General features: G+C 41.4%; 13 protein-coding genes. 6 read left to right on the forward strand and 7 right to left on the reverse strand.

The features are described 5' to 3' along the window. Window positions 1-5 precede the first annotated feature (5 nt). The 5 genes from J5A55_RS07720 to J5A55_RS07740 all read left to right on the forward strand — a co-directional run bounded on the left by J5A55_RS07720 (window position 6) and on the right by J5A55_RS07740 (window position 5,838). The gene (locus J5A55_RS07720) at window positions 6-1,169 is read left to right on the forward strand and encodes an MFS transporter (RefSeq protein WP_004382922.1); all 1,164 of its coding nucleotides are present in this window, start codon (window positions 6-8) and stop codon (window positions 1,167-1,169) included. Window positions 1,170-1,181: 12 nt separating this feature from the next. Beyond that, the gene (locus tag J5A55_RS07725) at window positions 1,182-2,063 is read left to right on the forward strand and encodes a carbohydrate kinase family protein (RefSeq protein ID WP_004382923.1); all 882 of its coding nucleotides are present in this window, start codon (window positions 1,182-1,184) and stop codon (window positions 2,061-2,063) included. A gap of 503 nt (window positions 2,064-2,566) precedes the next feature. Then, entirely contained in the window at window positions 2,567-2,956 is a 390-nt protein-coding gene (locus J5A55_RS07730; RefSeq protein ID WP_004382926.1) for a hypothetical protein, read from the forward strand. 55 nt (window positions 2,957-3,011) lie between these two features. Beyond that, the gene (locus J5A55_RS07735) at window positions 3,012-4,556 is read left to right on the forward strand and encodes an arylsulfatase (protein WP_039851179.1); all 1,545 of its coding nucleotides are present in this window, start codon (window positions 3,012-3,014) and stop codon (window positions 4,554-4,556) included. Window positions 4,557-4,608: 52 nt separating this feature from the next. After that, window positions 4,609-5,838, forward strand: a complete 1,230-nt coding sequence (locus tag J5A55_RS07740; protein ID WP_039851181.1) for an anaerobic sulfatase-maturation protein — start codon at window positions 4,609-4,611, stop codon at window positions 5,836-5,838. Between the two features lie 158 nt (window positions 5,839-5,996). On the opposite strand, the gene J5A55_RS07745 is transcribed toward J5A55_RS07740, so the two are convergent. The 6 genes from J5A55_RS07745 to J5A55_RS07770 all read right to left on the reverse strand — a co-directional run bounded on the left by J5A55_RS07745 (window position 5,997) and on the right by J5A55_RS07770 (window position 12,818). Beyond that, on the reverse strand, window positions 5,997-6,476 hold the full coding sequence (locus tag J5A55_RS07745) for a hypothetical protein (protein WP_004382929.1): 480 nt from the start codon (window positions 6,474-6,476) through the stop codon (window positions 5,997-5,999). Beyond that, the gene (locus J5A55_RS07750; protein WP_004382930.1) at window positions 6,466-6,978 is read right to left on the reverse strand and encodes an RNA polymerase sigma factor; all 513 of its coding nucleotides are present in this window, start codon (window positions 6,976-6,978) and stop codon (window positions 6,466-6,468) included. The genes J5A55_RS07745 and J5A55_RS07750 overlap by 11 nt, the downstream gene beginning before the upstream one ends. Before the next feature lie 269 nt (window positions 6,979-7,247). Next, window positions 7,248-9,140 (reverse strand): biosynthetic arginine decarboxylase, encoded by a 1,893-nt coding sequence (gene speA / locus J5A55_RS07755; protein ID WP_004382931.1) that lies wholly within the window; start codon window positions 9,138-9,140, stop codon window positions 7,248-7,250. A 62-nt stretch (window positions 9,141-9,202) separates the two neighbouring features. Next, entirely contained in the window at window positions 9,203-9,775 is a 573-nt protein-coding gene (locus J5A55_RS07760; RefSeq protein WP_004382932.1) for a shikimate kinase, read from the reverse strand. Window positions 9,776-9,865: 90 nt separating this feature from the next. Beyond that, window positions 9,866-12,202, reverse strand: a complete 2,337-nt coding sequence (topA, locus tag J5A55_RS07765) for a type I DNA topoisomerase (protein WP_004382933.1) — start codon at window positions 12,200-12,202, stop codon at window positions 9,866-9,868. Window positions 12,203-12,281: 79 nt separating this feature from the next. Beyond that, window positions 12,282-12,818 carry an NUDIX domain-containing protein gene (locus tag J5A55_RS07770; RefSeq protein WP_004382934.1) on the reverse strand — a complete coding sequence of 179 codons (537 nt, stop codon included), beginning with the start codon at window positions 12,816-12,818 and terminating at the stop codon, window positions 12,282-12,284. A gap of 312 nt (window positions 12,819-13,130) precedes the next feature. Here J5A55_RS07770 and J5A55_RS07775 point away from each other — a divergent pair, with 312 nt between their 5' ends. Then, window positions 13,131-13,955, forward strand: coding sequence for an alpha/beta hydrolase (locus tag J5A55_RS07775; RefSeq protein WP_004382935.1), 825 nt, complete (start codon window positions 13,131-13,133; stop codon window positions 13,953-13,955). Window positions 13,956-14,078: 123 nt separating this feature from the next. Here the strand turns inward: J5A55_RS07775 and J5A55_RS07780 are convergent, their stop codons facing one another. Beyond that, entirely contained in the window at window positions 14,079-15,233 is a 1,155-nt protein-coding gene (locus J5A55_RS07780; RefSeq protein ID WP_004382936.1) for a TlpA disulfide reductase family protein, read from the reverse strand. Between the last annotated feature and the right edge of the window lie 348 nt (window positions 15,234-15,581).

Genomic DNA, 15,581 nt, shown 5'->3' on the forward strand with positions numbered 1-15,581 from the left:
ACATTATGTCGAAAACCAATAAACTGGCTATGGTGCCTGTCATGCTATGCTTTTTTGCAATGGGCTTTGTGGACTTGGTAGGTATTGCCTCTAACTACGTAAAGGACGATTTACACCTAACTGATTCTACAGCTAACGTCTTTCCATCTTTAGTCTTCTTCTGGTTCCTCATCTTCTCAGTGCCAACTGGTATGTTGATGAACAAGATTGGACGTAAAAAGACCGTTTTACTCAGTCTCATCATCACCTTGTTTTCATTGCTACTACCCGTCTTTGGCGAATCATACGGGCTTATGCTCGTATCGTTCTCACTCCTTGGTATTGGCAATGCACTGATGCAAACCTCGTTGAATCCGCTTGTTTCTACCGTTATGAAAGGTGGAAATCTTGCTTCAACACTCACCTTTGGACAGTTTGTTAAGGCTATCGCCTCATTCATGGCACCCTATCTTGCCATGTGGGGAGCGCAGGCAAGCATTCCAGCCTTTGGTCTCGGATGGCGTGTCCTATTCCCTATATATCTTATAATTGGTATTCTTGCCACCCTCTTACTCTTCTCAACTCCTATCGAAGAAGAGCCTATTGAGGGTAAAGCAAGCTCTTTCATGCAATGCTTAAGCCTATTGGGTAAACCAATCGTATTGCTTAGCTTCCTTGGAATCATGTGTCACGTAGGAATCGATGTAGGTACTAATACCACCGCACCGAAGATCCTTATGGAACGATTCGGTATGACTTTGAATGATGCGGCATTTGCTACTTCACTCTACTTCATATTCCGTACGCTTGGATGTCTTACTGGTTCATTCTTCTTGAGAGTAATGAATAATAAAGTATTCTTCACTATTTCGGTATTGATGATGGTTATTGCTATGATATGGTTAGGCGTTGGAACACGTGATACAGCAGTATATGTTGCCATCGCACTTGTAGGTTATGGCAATAGCAATATATTCTCTATGATATTCGCAAGAGCCCTTCAGAGCGTTCCAGATAAGCAGAACGAAGTAAGCGGATTGATGATTATGGGACTCTTTGGAGGTACCATCTTCCCACTCCTTATGGGCTTTGCCAGCGATGCTATGAACCAACAGCTCGGTGCTGTACTCATAATGGCTATTGGGGTATTGTACCTCTTTAGCTATATTCCAAAGATGAACAACAAATAAAAGAAAGAGCTTATGAAACAAGTAATCGTAGGCCTCGGAGAGGCATTGTGGGATTGTCTTCCTGAAGGAAAGAAGCTTGGTGGGGCACCAGCAAACTTCGCTTATCATACAGGACAGTTCGGTCACGACTCGTTAGCAATAAGTGCTGTGGGCAATGATGCCTTAGGTAAGGAAACTCTCAATGCTTTCGACCAAAAGGGCGTACACTATATTATGCCTGAAGTAGACTATCAGACAGGTACTGTACAGGTCGAACTTGACAGCGAGGGTGTACCAACATACGATATCAAAGAAGGTGTGGCATGGGACAATATACCCTTTACTCCCGAAATAGAGGAGGCTGCTAAGAATTGTCGTGCCGTATGTTTTGGTTCATTGGCACAGCGTAGTAGTGTCAGTCGACAGACCATCCAGAAGTTCTTGGAGGCTACTCCAAAGGACTGTCTAAAGATCTTTGACATCAATCTTCGCCAAAACTTCTACACGAAGGAGATTATCACTAACTCGCTCCACCATGCTAATATCCTCAAGATTAACGATGAGGAGCTTATCACCCTTGGGCGTCTTTTTGGCTATCCGGGTCTTGATATAGAGAACAAATGCTGGCTCTTATTGGGCAAGTATAACCTTGATATGCTCGTACTGACCTGTGGCGTGAATGGTTCATACGTCTTCGCACCTAACATTCAGTCGTTCCAAGAGACGCCAAAGATAGATGTTGCCGATACAGTCGGTGCCGGTGACTCTTTCACAGCAGCCTTTACTTCAGCTATTCTCGCTGGTATGTGCATCCCTGAAGCACATAAGTTAGCAGTTGAGGTAAGTGCTTATGTATGCACACAAAACGGTGCTATGCCTAAGATCCCACAGGCAATGTTGGATAGAATTAAGTAATAGAATCATCGTTAAAAGAGCTTTGCTACACCCAAGGGTAACAACAACACAATAAGAACAACATAATTAGGTTTGGGGTAAAGATGTTCAGGATAATCCTCATTCGCCCGAGTTAATCATCGATTAATTCGGGCTTTTTATTGGTTTGAGCGCTGTTTTATCTTTCATCTAATACGCTTTTCCGTCTCTCACAGTCTCCCGCAAGCCTCTCCGAAAGGAAGAAATATCTTTAGAAAAACGAGGAGGTGCATCACTGCAGAGGTGAGCATCAAACGTAACAAGACAATGGTTCATTAGCAAGAAACAAAAAGAATACAAAGAAGCAGACGCCCTTCTTACATCAAGGAAAGGCTCTTCTCGCATCAAAGGAACGCCTCCTTCATCTCAAAGGAACGCCCTCTTCAAATGGAGAAGAAGCCTCATCTAATTTATAACTAATGCTTGTCTCAATTAAAAGAAAATATTTGTATCTTTGCACATAACCAATGGATCCATCATAGCCTATGCACAATCTGAGCTATTATATTGCTTATTTAGACCTTTACAAGGCTGAAATTATAAAAGTAATACTCTATGTTTTGTTTGGTTATGCATTCTTCTACGATTGCTTAAGGGACACTCGTTCAGAGTACATAGCGTATCTTAAGGAGCAAACCTTCGACTTCAAAGTGGTGTCCTTTAAGTCTGCTCGAGAATACCAAGTAGAGGGTGTTGACCGAGACGGACGTACACGTGTGCACAAAATAACGAAGTTCTGGGCAATAACCGATAAAGACCTAAAGGCTGGAAACAGGATTGTGAAGCAGAAAGGAAATACAACTCTTTCAATCATTCAACCCGATACTATCCGTCGCTTCCCACTGTCGTTTAGTGATGGAGAGGAGGTTTGGTAGAAGAAAATGGAAGTCCTTTTTAAAAACAGATAACGAAAACCTAAAACCTATTAATATGATTTCAAAACTAACAAAAACACTCTTGCCAATAACAGCATTAGGCTGTGTACAGGGCAATGCTATGACTCCTAAGAAGCAACAGAAGCCTAACATTATATATATAATGTGTGACGATATGGGCTATGGCGACCTCGGTTGCTATGGTCAAAAGTATATCCTTACGCCCAACATAGACCGAATGGCAAAGGAAGGAATGCGCTTCACGCAGGCTTATGCAGGTGCGCCTGTGAGTGCACCATCGCGTGCTTGCCTGATGACTGGGCAGCACTCGGGACACACGGAGGTGCGTGGTAACAAGGAGTATTGGACGAATAGCAAGCCTGTTTACTATGGGGAAAACAAAGACTTCAGCGTTGTTGGACAGCATCCTTACGACCCTAATCACATTATCTTACCAGAGATAATGAAGGATAATGGCTATCGAACGGGAATGTTCGGTAAGTGGGCAGGAGGTTACGAAGGCTCTCTTTCAACACCTGATAAGCGAGGGGTGGATGATTTCTATGGCTATATATGCCAATTCCAAGCCCATCTCTATTATCCAAACTTCCTCAACGAATACTATAAAGAACGAGGAGATACAGCGGTGAAACGTGTTGTTTTGACAGAAAACATCAATCATCCAATGTTTGGAGACGAATACTTTAAACGCACGCAATACTCGGCTGACCTCATCCACCAGCATGCCATGGACTGGCTGAAGGCTCAAACGAAGGATAAACCATTCTTTGGAGTGTTCACCTATACGCTTCCTCATGCAGAACTTACACAACCAGACGACTCGTTAGTGGCGTTTTATAAGAAGCAGTTCTTCACTGATAAGACGTGGGGAGGGCAAGAAGGCTCACGATATAACGCCGTTGTTCACACGCACGCACAGTTTGCTGCAATGATAACACGCCTTGATTCATACGTAGGAGAGATTCTCAAGCTATTGGATGAGAGGGGACTTGCGGACAACACGCTCGTTATCTTTACCAGTGACAATGGTCCTCATGAGGAAGGTGGGGCTGATCCTTCGTTCTTCAACCGCGATGGAAAGCTAAGAGGTATTAAACGACAATGTTACGAAGGAGGCATCAGAATACCTTTCATAGCTCGCTGGAATGGACATATTAAGGCTGGTGTAGAGAGTAATTTGCCCTTTGCTTTCTATGATCTCATGCCTACTTTTGCAGAAATGGTAGGTGTAAAGGATTATGTACAACGCTATCGCAATAAGAAAAAGACTATCGATTACTTCGATGGAATATCAATTCTTCCTACGCTCATAAACGATGGAATCGGACAAAAGAAGTACCCTTATCTTTATTGGGAGTTCGCTGAAACGGACCAAACAGCTGTTCGAATGGGGGATTGGAAACTGATTACTATTCATGGAATACCACATCTCTACAATCTATCAAACGACCTTCACGAGGATCATGACATAGCAAATGAGCATCCAGATATCGTACAGAAGATGATAGAAATTGCTCTGAAAGAGCATACGAATAGTGAACTTTTCCCTGTTACAATGCCTTCATTGGATAAAAGATGACAATTAAGCAAATGTAGATAAGGATAAGTAAGATAAGAAAAGACACATAGACATGAACACAATAGCGCCATTTTCACACCCATTATACATCATGCTAAAGCCCGTCGGGGCTTCCTGTAACCTCAGATGTGAGTATTGTTATTATCTTGAAAAGGCGAATCTCTATAAGAACACACCAACTCGCATACTGACAGAAGAGCTATTAGAACGATTCACAAAGGAATATATCAATGCTCAAACCATGAATGAAGTACTCTTTACATGGCATGGGGGAGAGACGATGATGCGCCCACTATCCTTCTTCAAAAAGGCAGTTGACCTGCAACGGAAGTATGCTAATGGGCGCAGAATAAGCAATACTATACAAACAAATGGTACTTTATTGACTGATGAATGGTGTGAGTTCCTACGTGAAAACAACTGGCTTGTAGGTGTATCGATTGATGGTCCACAGGAATTTCACGATGAATACAGACGTACAGCACGCAATGGTCCATCATGGTCAAAGGTTATGAAGGGGATTAAACAGCTCCAGAAACACCACGTGGAATGGAATGCTATGGCGGTAGTAAACGATTTCAATGCTGATTACCCGCTCGACTTCTATCACTTCTTCAAGGAGATTAGATGCCAGTTCATACAGATTTCACCCATTGTAGAGCGTATTGTACAACACAAGGACGGGCGACATCTAGCGACTCTAACCGATAAGGAAGAGTTGCCAATAGCGGACTTCTCGGTTACACCAGAGCAATGGGGAGACTTCTTGTGTGCTGTCTTTGATGAGTGGGTACGCAATGATGTGGGACAAACCTACGTGGAGATCTTTGATTGTATATTGGCTAACTGGGTGGGACAAACACCTGGTATCTGTGTGTATGCAAAGGAGTGTGGACATGCAGGAGTAATGGAGTTCAATGGAGATGTGTACTCTTGTGATCACTTTGTGTTCCCTGATTACAAACTTGGTAATATAAGGAATCAAACGCTGGTGAATATGCTTTATGGTGAAAAACAACGGCAGTTTAGCAAACTCAAGCACGCTTCTCTCCCTCGTCAATGTCGTGAGTGTGAATGGGAGTTTGCCTGTCATGGAGAGTGTCCAAAGAACCGATTTATAAAGGACAAGTACGGTAATTCTGGTCTTAACTACCTCTGCAAAGGGTATAAGAAGTTCTTCCAACACATTGCTCCATATATGGACTACATGAAGAACGAACTACTGAATCAACGTCCACCAGCCAATGTCATGAAAGTTGCGGACCAGTTAGGAGCAATCTAAACATACGTTTATTAAGAAACAGAAGAGCCGATACTCTTAACGAATACCAGCTCTTCTACGTTACTATTTATGAAAAATTTGAGAGAATATTGAGACCTCACGGCCTCGAGTTGTTTTACTTTTAAATGATTATTTATTGAGAAAGCATAGAAATTGTCTTACTTTGTTATGGATGACACAGACGTCTGCATCTTATGCTGCAAGGTATCCACTTTCATTGAGTCTGCCTTTGCAACAGAAGGACCTTTATGGGGTTTATTGACAGTAGCTGTACTTGGTACTGCACGTGAAGCATCCTCGTCAGAGAGAGCCACCTGCATAGCATTCCCCAAAGTGAGGATAATTGCGACCACAGCTGCAGCCTTAAAGAGAGGCATTAGACGATGACGCATCGTGATAACACGTGCTTTCACAGGCTCATCCTTCTCTATGATACCCAATACCCTTTGGTCAAAGTCACTGCCCAGTACGCTCTCTTCCTTCTCTCTCTGACCATAGGTGAAGAGGTCACGATAAGGTAGTAAAGCCGCTGGAATGTCCTCTTGAGAGAAGAACGCACGTAGAATCTCCTCTTCTTGGAGAGAAGTTTCACAACGCCAATAGCGTTCCAGTAACTGTTCAATGTACTTATAATCCATAATTATCTAGTTTCATATATTTGTGTTTGACCGCCTGTCGTGCTCGAAAGATATTCACCTTTACTTGCTCTTCAGTAATATCCAAGATCGTTGCAATCTCTTTGTAAGATTTCCCCTCGAAGTCTCTTAGCTGCATACAGCTACGTTGCTTCTCCGGAAGTGAGTCCACTATCTGTTTGATGAGACCCACCCTATCCGCTTGAATCATTCGGTCTTGTGGATTAGATGAAGCCAAAGGTTCTGCTCCTTTCACATCTTCTAAAGAATCGTTATTATTCTCTTTTCTCTTGATGCGATCGAGTGAGAGGTTACGACATATCGTCAAGCTAAACGCCTCAATAGAGTCTATGTCATTCCAATCTGATCGACGATTCCAAACCTTAATCAGCGTATCCTGTACGATGTCCTCAGCCTCAAACCGATTGAGTGTAATACGAAGTGCAAGCCGAAAGAGTTCGTTCTTTAACGGTAAGACATCATCTCGGAAACTGATATTCTTCATCTTCTCTCTGTTTAAATGACGATTATAGTTAGGTAGAAGTTACAACGGAAGAGGTCAAAAGTTCATTCTTTAATCTTCATTAACACATTTACTACGATTTACCCTCAACCCTTCATCATAAATCAACCATAATAACAAGGCTCTATCTCTCTATCGAATAAAGACGTAAGGTTCGTATGTCTACATTAAAGAAACAATATCAGGACATAGAAACCATGCGTCTATCATTCTCTAAGAAAAGGTTACCTCTTCCATTAAGAGAGAGCTTTTTATTCTAAGTAAGTATAGCCATAGAGTCCACTGCGGTAATTGCTAAGGAACTCTTTACCCTCTTCTAACGAAATCTTACCCTGCTTTACACTTTTAGTAACCCATATCTCCAGTTGGCGGACAAGTTTCTTTGGGTTGTACTGAACATACTCCAAGACCTCTTCTACAGTCTCACCATCAAAGATCTGATCGATATGGTATCTCCCGTCCTTCACTGAGATATGTACAGCATTAGTATCACCAAAGAGATTATGCATATCTCCCAGAATCTCTTGATAAGCTCCGATAAGAAAAACACCAAGGTAATAAGGCTCATTTGCCTTCAATGGATGAACTGGTAATACATGACTGCTACGCCCCATAGCGACGAAGTTTGAGATCTTACCATCGCTGTCACAGGTTATATCTTGCAATGTGGCATTACGACTCGGACGCTCATTGAGACGTTGGATTGGCATCACAGGAAACAGTTGATCTATTGCCCAGCTATCAGGAAGAGACTGGAAAAGGGAGAAGTTACAGAAGTACTTATCTGCAAGAAGCTTATCCATGTTACGCAATTCATCAGGAACATGCTTCATGTTCTTTGCTAAGTTGTTGATTTCATGACATACACTCCAATACATTGCTTCAATTTCAGCACGTGTACGAAGGTCTACCATACCATGAGAGAACAATTCCAAAGCCTCTTCACGAATCTGTTCTGCATCGTGCCAATCCTCGAGCATATTACGAGCATCTAAGTTATCCCAGATATCATAAAGGTCTTTTACCAACTGATGGTCGGTCTCCTTCGCCTCGAAATCTTCCGACATCTCTGGTAAAGAAGCTGTTTCAAGAACATCAATAACTAATACTGAATGGTGAGCAGACAAACTTCTACCACTCTCTGTAATAATGTTTGGATGTGGAATATCACTCTTGTTAGCTGCATCAACAAAGGTGTAAACACAATCGTTGACGTATTCTTGAATACTATAATTTACTGAACTTTCACTGCTGGACGAACGTGTACCATCGTAATCGACACCAAGTCCACCACCACAATCAACGAAGTCAACATTATAACCCATCTTTCTCAGGTTCACATAATATTGTGCTGCCTCATTAAGAGCCGTCTGAATACGACGAATCTTTGTAATTTGTGAACCGATATGGAAGTGTATTAAACGCAAACTATCATGTAAGCCTTTCGCATCAAGCGTCTCTAAGGCTTGAAGAAGTTCAGATGAAGTAAGACCAAACTTTGATGCATCACCACCACTCTCTGCCCATTTTCCAGAGCCACTAGATGCTAGTTTTATGCGAATACCGAGGTTTGGTTTAACGTTAAGTTTCTTTGCTGCACGAGCGATAAGGTCTATCTCGTTGAGTTTCTCGACAACAATAAAGATGCGCTTACCCATCTTCTGTGCCAATAGAGCCAGTTCTATGTAACTCTGATCCTTATATCCATTACAGATAATGAGCGAATCACTCTGGCACTGTACAGCGATTACTGCATGCAACTCTGGCTTTGAACCAGCCTCCAAACCAAGGTTAAACTTGCGCCCATGAGAGATAATTTCCTCTACAACTGGCTGCATCTGATTTACCTTAATAGGATAGATGATAAAGTTCTCAGCTTTAAAATCATACTCTTTCTTAGCCTTCTCAAAACAAGAAGAAGTCTTTTCTATTCGATTATCAAGGATATCTGGGAAACGAAGTAATACAGGGGGAGTAACATCACGCAGGGCTAATTCATCCATAACATCACGCAAATCTATCTGTGTATTGTCCTTACATGGTGTAACATAGACGTCCCCTTTACTATTAATACCAAAATAAGAAGTACCCCACCCAGAGGTATTGTACAACTCTTGAGAATCTTCAATCGTCCACTTTTTCATTTTAGTTCTCTATCCCTTGTATATCTTTTTTAAACTATAAGTTCTATTGTTATTACACATTATCACGTGTTTAATGTCTTATCCAATGATAACAATTGACAGACACCATCAACCGATATTTGTATCTTCGCATAGTTATCCATCAAACTAACGTCTAATGTATGCTTTGCCTTGGTGTAGAATGGTTCACGTTCTTGCAATTGCTTGCGAACAAACAGGCTTACTTCCTCAGGTGTTTTATCCAATAATAGAGGGCGAACAGACTTGCCCATCTTTAAATGACCATATAACACATCAGGGGTAGCCTTTAAGTAGACCGTCTCCCCCTGGGCGTTCATATAATCCATATTATCGAAGAAACAAGGTGTTCCACCACCACAAGAGAGGATAACATTCTCGAACTCTGCCACCTCATGAAGCATGGACTGTTCTATCTTTCGGAAGCCATTTTCACCCTTTTCATCGAAGATCTGCTTTACAGTCTTACGCATCCTACTCTCTATATACCAGTCAAGATCATAGAAAGGGATATTTAGCTCTTTCGATAAAGCACGCCCAATGGTAGTTTTTCCAGACCCCATATAGCCGATAAGAATAATCCGAAGCGGTATGTTTCCAGCCTTATTGTCTGACATGCCCACGATACTTTAACGTTCCATTATACTTCTTCTGTATATTAAAATGAATGTGATGGACATTATATTATAGAAGATATACCATCAACCTTACTTCTTTCTCTTTGGCTCTGGAGCATTCTTAACAATATCCATACATTGTTCATAAGTTAGCTCAGCAGCCTTATCATGAAGGGCTTTCGGCATACGATAGTTCTTGCCATCATAAGCTATATAAGGACCATAACGCCCATTCATCACCTCCATCTTGGCATCTTCTGCGAAAGTCTTCAAGTGACGTTGTGCCTCTTGTAAACGTTTCGTCTGAATAAGATTAATAGCTGCACCAAGTGTTATCGTTAATGGATCTTCTCCCTTAGGAATTGATGTATATTTCTTATCATGAAGTACATACGGTCCGAAACGACCAGCACCAACAACTACATCAGAATTTTCAAACTGTCCAAGTGTACGTGGCAACTTAAACAATTCCAACGCCTCTCCAAGAGTAATAGTCTCCATACTCTTCCCAACAGGGAGTTGTGAGAAACGCGGTTTGTCCTCATCATCAGCACTACCAATCTGTACAACAGGACCGTAACGACCAATCTTTACGAATACAGGTTTACCACTCTTTGGGTCTATACCTAGTTCTCGCTCACCAGCCTTATGCTCAGAACGGGCATTCATAACCTTCTCCACCTCTGGTTCAAAGTTCTGATAGAAGAGTTTCATCTCCCTATTCCACTCTACTTGACCTGCTGCGATTTTATCGAACTCTTGCTCCACTTTGGCAGTGAAGTTGTAGTCCATGATATCAGGGAAGTTCTCCATCAGGAAGTCGTTAACAACGATGCCGACATCAGTTGGTATCAACTTTCCCTTATCAGCACCTGCCATTTCCTTCTTATTCTTAGATGTTATCTTCAATCCAAGCAAAGAATCAATGGCATACTTACGCTCCTCACCCTTACGATCACCTTTCTGAACATATTCACGTTGCTGGATGGTTGAAATAGTTGGGGCATAAGTTGAAGGACGACCTATACCCAGTTCCTCCAATTTGCGAACCAAGCTGGCTTCTGTATAACGATTTGGACCTTGTGAATAACGCTCTGTTGAGACTATTTCACGACGTTCCAACTCTTCACCTTCATGTATTACTGGCAATGCATGTGATAACTCCTCACTCCCATCTTCATCGTCAGTAGACTCATAATAAACCTTCAAGAAGCCTTCAAAAGCGATAACTTCACCATTTGCAACAAACTGCAAATCAGTCTGACTTTTACCTCCTTCCGTATTTAAAGCAATGTTTACCGTCGTTTTCTCTATCTGTGCATCAGCCATCTGAGAAGCAATGGTACGCTTCCAAATAAGGTCATAAAGTCGTTTCTCTTGACTTGTTCCATCAATAGAAACATTCTCCATATAAGTAGGACGGATAGCCTCGTGTGCTTCTTGAGCACCTTTGCTATGCGTCTGATACTTTCTAACTTTACTATACTCTGCCCCATACAAGCGTTCAATCTCTGCTTTGCTTGTATTAATGGCTAGTGCCGAAAGGTTAACGCTATCGGTTCGCATGTAAGTGATACGTCCTGCTTCATACAGACGTTGCGCCACCATCATAGTCTGACTAACAGTAAATCCAAGTTTACGAGCAGCTTCCTGCTGTAGAGTAGACGTAGTGAAAGGAGGAGCCGGCGTACGTTTTAAGGGTTTCTTCGTTATCGATGAAACCGTAAACTTTGACGTCTTACACAACTCCAAAAATGCTATAGCCTCATCATGTGTCTTGAATCTCTTATTCAGTTCTGCCTTAATTTCATTCTTTGTACCATCCTCTCCAGTCACAGCAAAAACAGCATTCAATCGATAATAAGGTTCTGCTTGGAAGTTCTGAATCTCACGTTCTCGTTCAACAATCAGTCGAACTGCAACGCTCTGTACACGACCTGCACTCAAAGCTGGCTTCACCTTTCGCCAAAGAACAGGTGATAGACGGAAGCCTACAAGGCGATCCAATACACGACGAGCTTGTTGTGCATTGACCAAATTCATATTCAAATGACGTGGAGTCTCTATCGCCTTCAAGATAGCAGGCTTGGTAATCTCGTGGAAAACAATACGACTGGTCTTCTCTTCATCAAGTCCCAACACCTCACATAGGTGCCAACTAATAGCCTCTCCCTCGCGATCCTCATCGGAAGCCAACCAAATTTTCTTTGCTGCTTTAGCATTCTTCTTCAGTTCGCTAACTACTTTCTTCTTCTCGTCAGGGATTTCATAGTCGGGATTCAACGTATCGAGATCTATGCTCAACTCCTTCTTCTTAAGGTCACGAATATGACCATAAGAAGACATCACCTTATAGTCTTTACCAAGAAACTTCTCAATTGTTTTAGCCTTTGCAGGACTCTCTACTATTACCAGATTCTCTTGCATAATCACTAATTGTACATTTTTTCAAGAGCGCAAAAGTACTTAAACTTTTTGCTTACACCTTATTTAATAGATAAATTTTCTACTTTTTTAAGTATTCAGTATGCCTATGAAGAAAATCATGAAGGGCTTGTCGGATGGAGCGAAGCCCAAATTGTTCTGTGTGAATATCCTTTAGAGGTGTCCAAACGGCTTCTGCTACATCGTCTGCGGGATGTAACTTCGCCTCATCTTCGACCTTACAAACAAAGAAGGTATCCAATGTCGGAATATCAAAGCCACTATAACGATACTTATTCGGAAGCGAACAGAAGTAATGCTTTTCTTTGATGATGAGGTTCGTTTCTTCCTCTACTTCACGTGATAAAGCTTCTCCGATCGTCTCACCAATATCACAGAAACCACCGGGAAGATCCAACGTTCCACGTCCTGGATCAAACTTTCTTCGTGTCACCAAGAGCTCACCTTTATCGTTCATTATAAAGGCTGCAACCGCAGAACTAGGGTTTAGAAAATACTCAAAGCCACAACTCTCGCAGAGTTTACTCTTTTCACTCTGTTCAACAAAATGCTTACTTCCACATACAGGACAATACTTAAACTTCTCTAATACGTGCATAGACTATGATTGGGAATGAATGATGGATTGTGAGGGTACAACTTCTTCAACATTAAATGAGCTATTCAAGAACAGTTATTAACAGAAACCTCGCAATCTTTAAAATACCTTTAGGCACTATGCCTTTTGTTTCTTCTGCCTGCAAATATACTAAAAACTCTAAACATGCAATAGTTTAATCCTTTCTTTTTGTTATCTTTGCAACAATGCGCTACAATTAGGTGATAGCGAAGGAGGCTCAACCGTCATTATTAATTAAAGTTTTGATTATTACATCTTAGTGGATTAGAATCAAATAAACATTATATTAGAATGAAATTAAGAAAACTTTTTCTTGTAGCTGGATTAGCTGCCATTGCAATGTCAATGTCGGCTCAGAGGGCTTTTGATGTTAAACTCTATAATGGTCGTCCACCTTATGATAACGGCGATCCACAGGACACAGCAAAGGTACGTGTATACCTTCCAATAGAAAAAGAAGCCACTGGGCGCGCTGTTGTCATTTGCCCTGGTGGCGGATACACCTCTCTTTCTATGGATAAAGAAGGCTATGATTGGGGGGAATTCTTTCAGAATCAAGGTATAGCTGCCATCGTTCTAAAGTATCGTTTACCACATGGTGAACCCAATGTACCTATTTCTGATGCCGAACAAGCAATGAAGTTGGTACGTATGAATGCTACCAGTTGGAAGATTAACCGTAATGACATTGGTATCATGGGATTTTCTGCTGGTGGACACCTTGCAGCAACTATTGCAACATGTAGCCAAGGTGAGGCAAAACCAAACTTCCAGATTCTTTTCTACCCTGTCATTTCAATGGTAGAAGGCTATGGACATGAAGGGAGTCGTATCAACTTCTTAGGTAAGCGTCCAAGCAAACGTGACGAGAAGAAATACAGTGCAGATATGAACGTTAGTCGTGTTACTCCTCGCGCATTCATCGCTCTTAGTGACGATGATGATACTGTTCCACCAGCAAATGGTGTTAACTACTACACGGAACTTTATCGCAATGATGTTCGCGCTTCACTCCATGTTTACCCTGGTGGTGGTCATGGTTGGGGTAGTAAGATTGGTTTCCGTTATCACGAAGAACTAATGATGGATCTCAAAGCATGGTTGAAGAGTTTTTAAGTACTTTCCCCTGCTGTATCCATAGAAACGAAATACTAACAGTAAACTGTTATACAGATAAGATGTAAGAGGGTGTGTCAAAAGTTATTGGCACACCCTCCTTATTAAATCTACAACCTTTTATTATAATAGTTTCTCTATTTCTTCACTCAAATTCTTTATCTGTGAAGGGTTCTTCACTACGTTATTACCACGATCAATGAGATAGATGATTGGCATAGTCTGCGCTGGAGCTGTATATGCACGACTGATACCCGTATCGTCATAAACATTTATCCAAGGAAGATTAGCTACTTGTTCTTTCCAGAAATGGGCGTTATCATCGAGGGAAACCATGTATATCTCCAATCCACGATCATGATACTTGTTATAAAGTTCACGCATTTTCATAATATACTCAGTTGATCCTTCTGTCGCAAAAACATGGAAGTCAAGCAGAACAACCTTTCCTTTTAAATCAGTTAGATGATGTTCTACACCACGATTATCGCGTAATGGCAAGTCAATAACTCCCATCTCCTTCGCATCAACCTCTACAGGCTTATTCTGTGCTTGCACAATTCGCTCGTCTTTCATACCCTTGATGGTAATATTATGCAGGTTCTGTGTACGATCCGAACCTGGGTAATAAGTGTCCCAACTCGTTGCAACTGCCCCAAACACCTTATTATCCTTGGCATCCTTAGTAGGATCAAATATCAAACGAGCCTCATTTCCAACAACAATATACTGGAACAGAGCGAAATAACTATAAGCTCGCATTGGCTCCTTGAAGATGTAATTACGTGACACGTCTTGCTTATAACCACTAACAAGAACATTCACTAAAGAGTCGGCAATATCTGGACGCTCGGCATAAATAGTTTGACACTGGGCTTGCAAGTCAACTTGCTTCAAAGCTAACTCCTTTATTTTCTCATTCTCATAAGATCCTTTTACAGAATAATCCGTTGCCATCTGCGGATAAGTAGCCTGTACATTAACCGTTTCAGTAGAGTCTATAGCGATATTAATAATCTGTCCGGCTATACGTAATCGATAGAACTCTGGGTTATCAACCTTATCTGAAGAGAACGAAAAACCGCCTTTTTCATTGAGCTTAACAGAGTCGACCGTAGAGAAACCTTCTAGTCCATTATGCTCAAAATAGAGCACTGAATCCTTAGCATTTGCGATGGTTCCCTTTACATGAAATTGCTCACCAGCACAACTTGTCAGCACCATCAATCCCACAACAGCTATGCCTGCAACGAATAATCTTCCAGTAGTATACTTCATTGATTAATAGATATTACGTTCTTAACTTTTAATGTCTCGTGCAAAGGTAACTCAAATTGATAAAACAGCAAAGCAATTAGTATCAAATATTATCTGTCCCCTATCGCATCTTAATTCTCAAGCATAGTCCGACTAACAATGAAGTGGCTAATGAAAATTTCTAACAAATTATTTCAATTGAACAAATAAGATTCTTAAGGCTATATTCTGAGGAGAGAACTTTCGTGGGTAAAATATTGTTAAACGAAGGGGTGTAATTGTTAACATCGACGAAATGTACTTTCGTGGGGCACGAAAGTACATTTCGTGCCCCACGGGTCGTACTTCCGTGCCCCACAAGTCCTACTT

Source organism: Prevotella veroralis (assembly GCF_018127765.1).
GTDB lineage: Bacteria > Bacteroidota > Bacteroidia > Bacteroidales > Bacteroidaceae > Prevotella > Prevotella veroralis.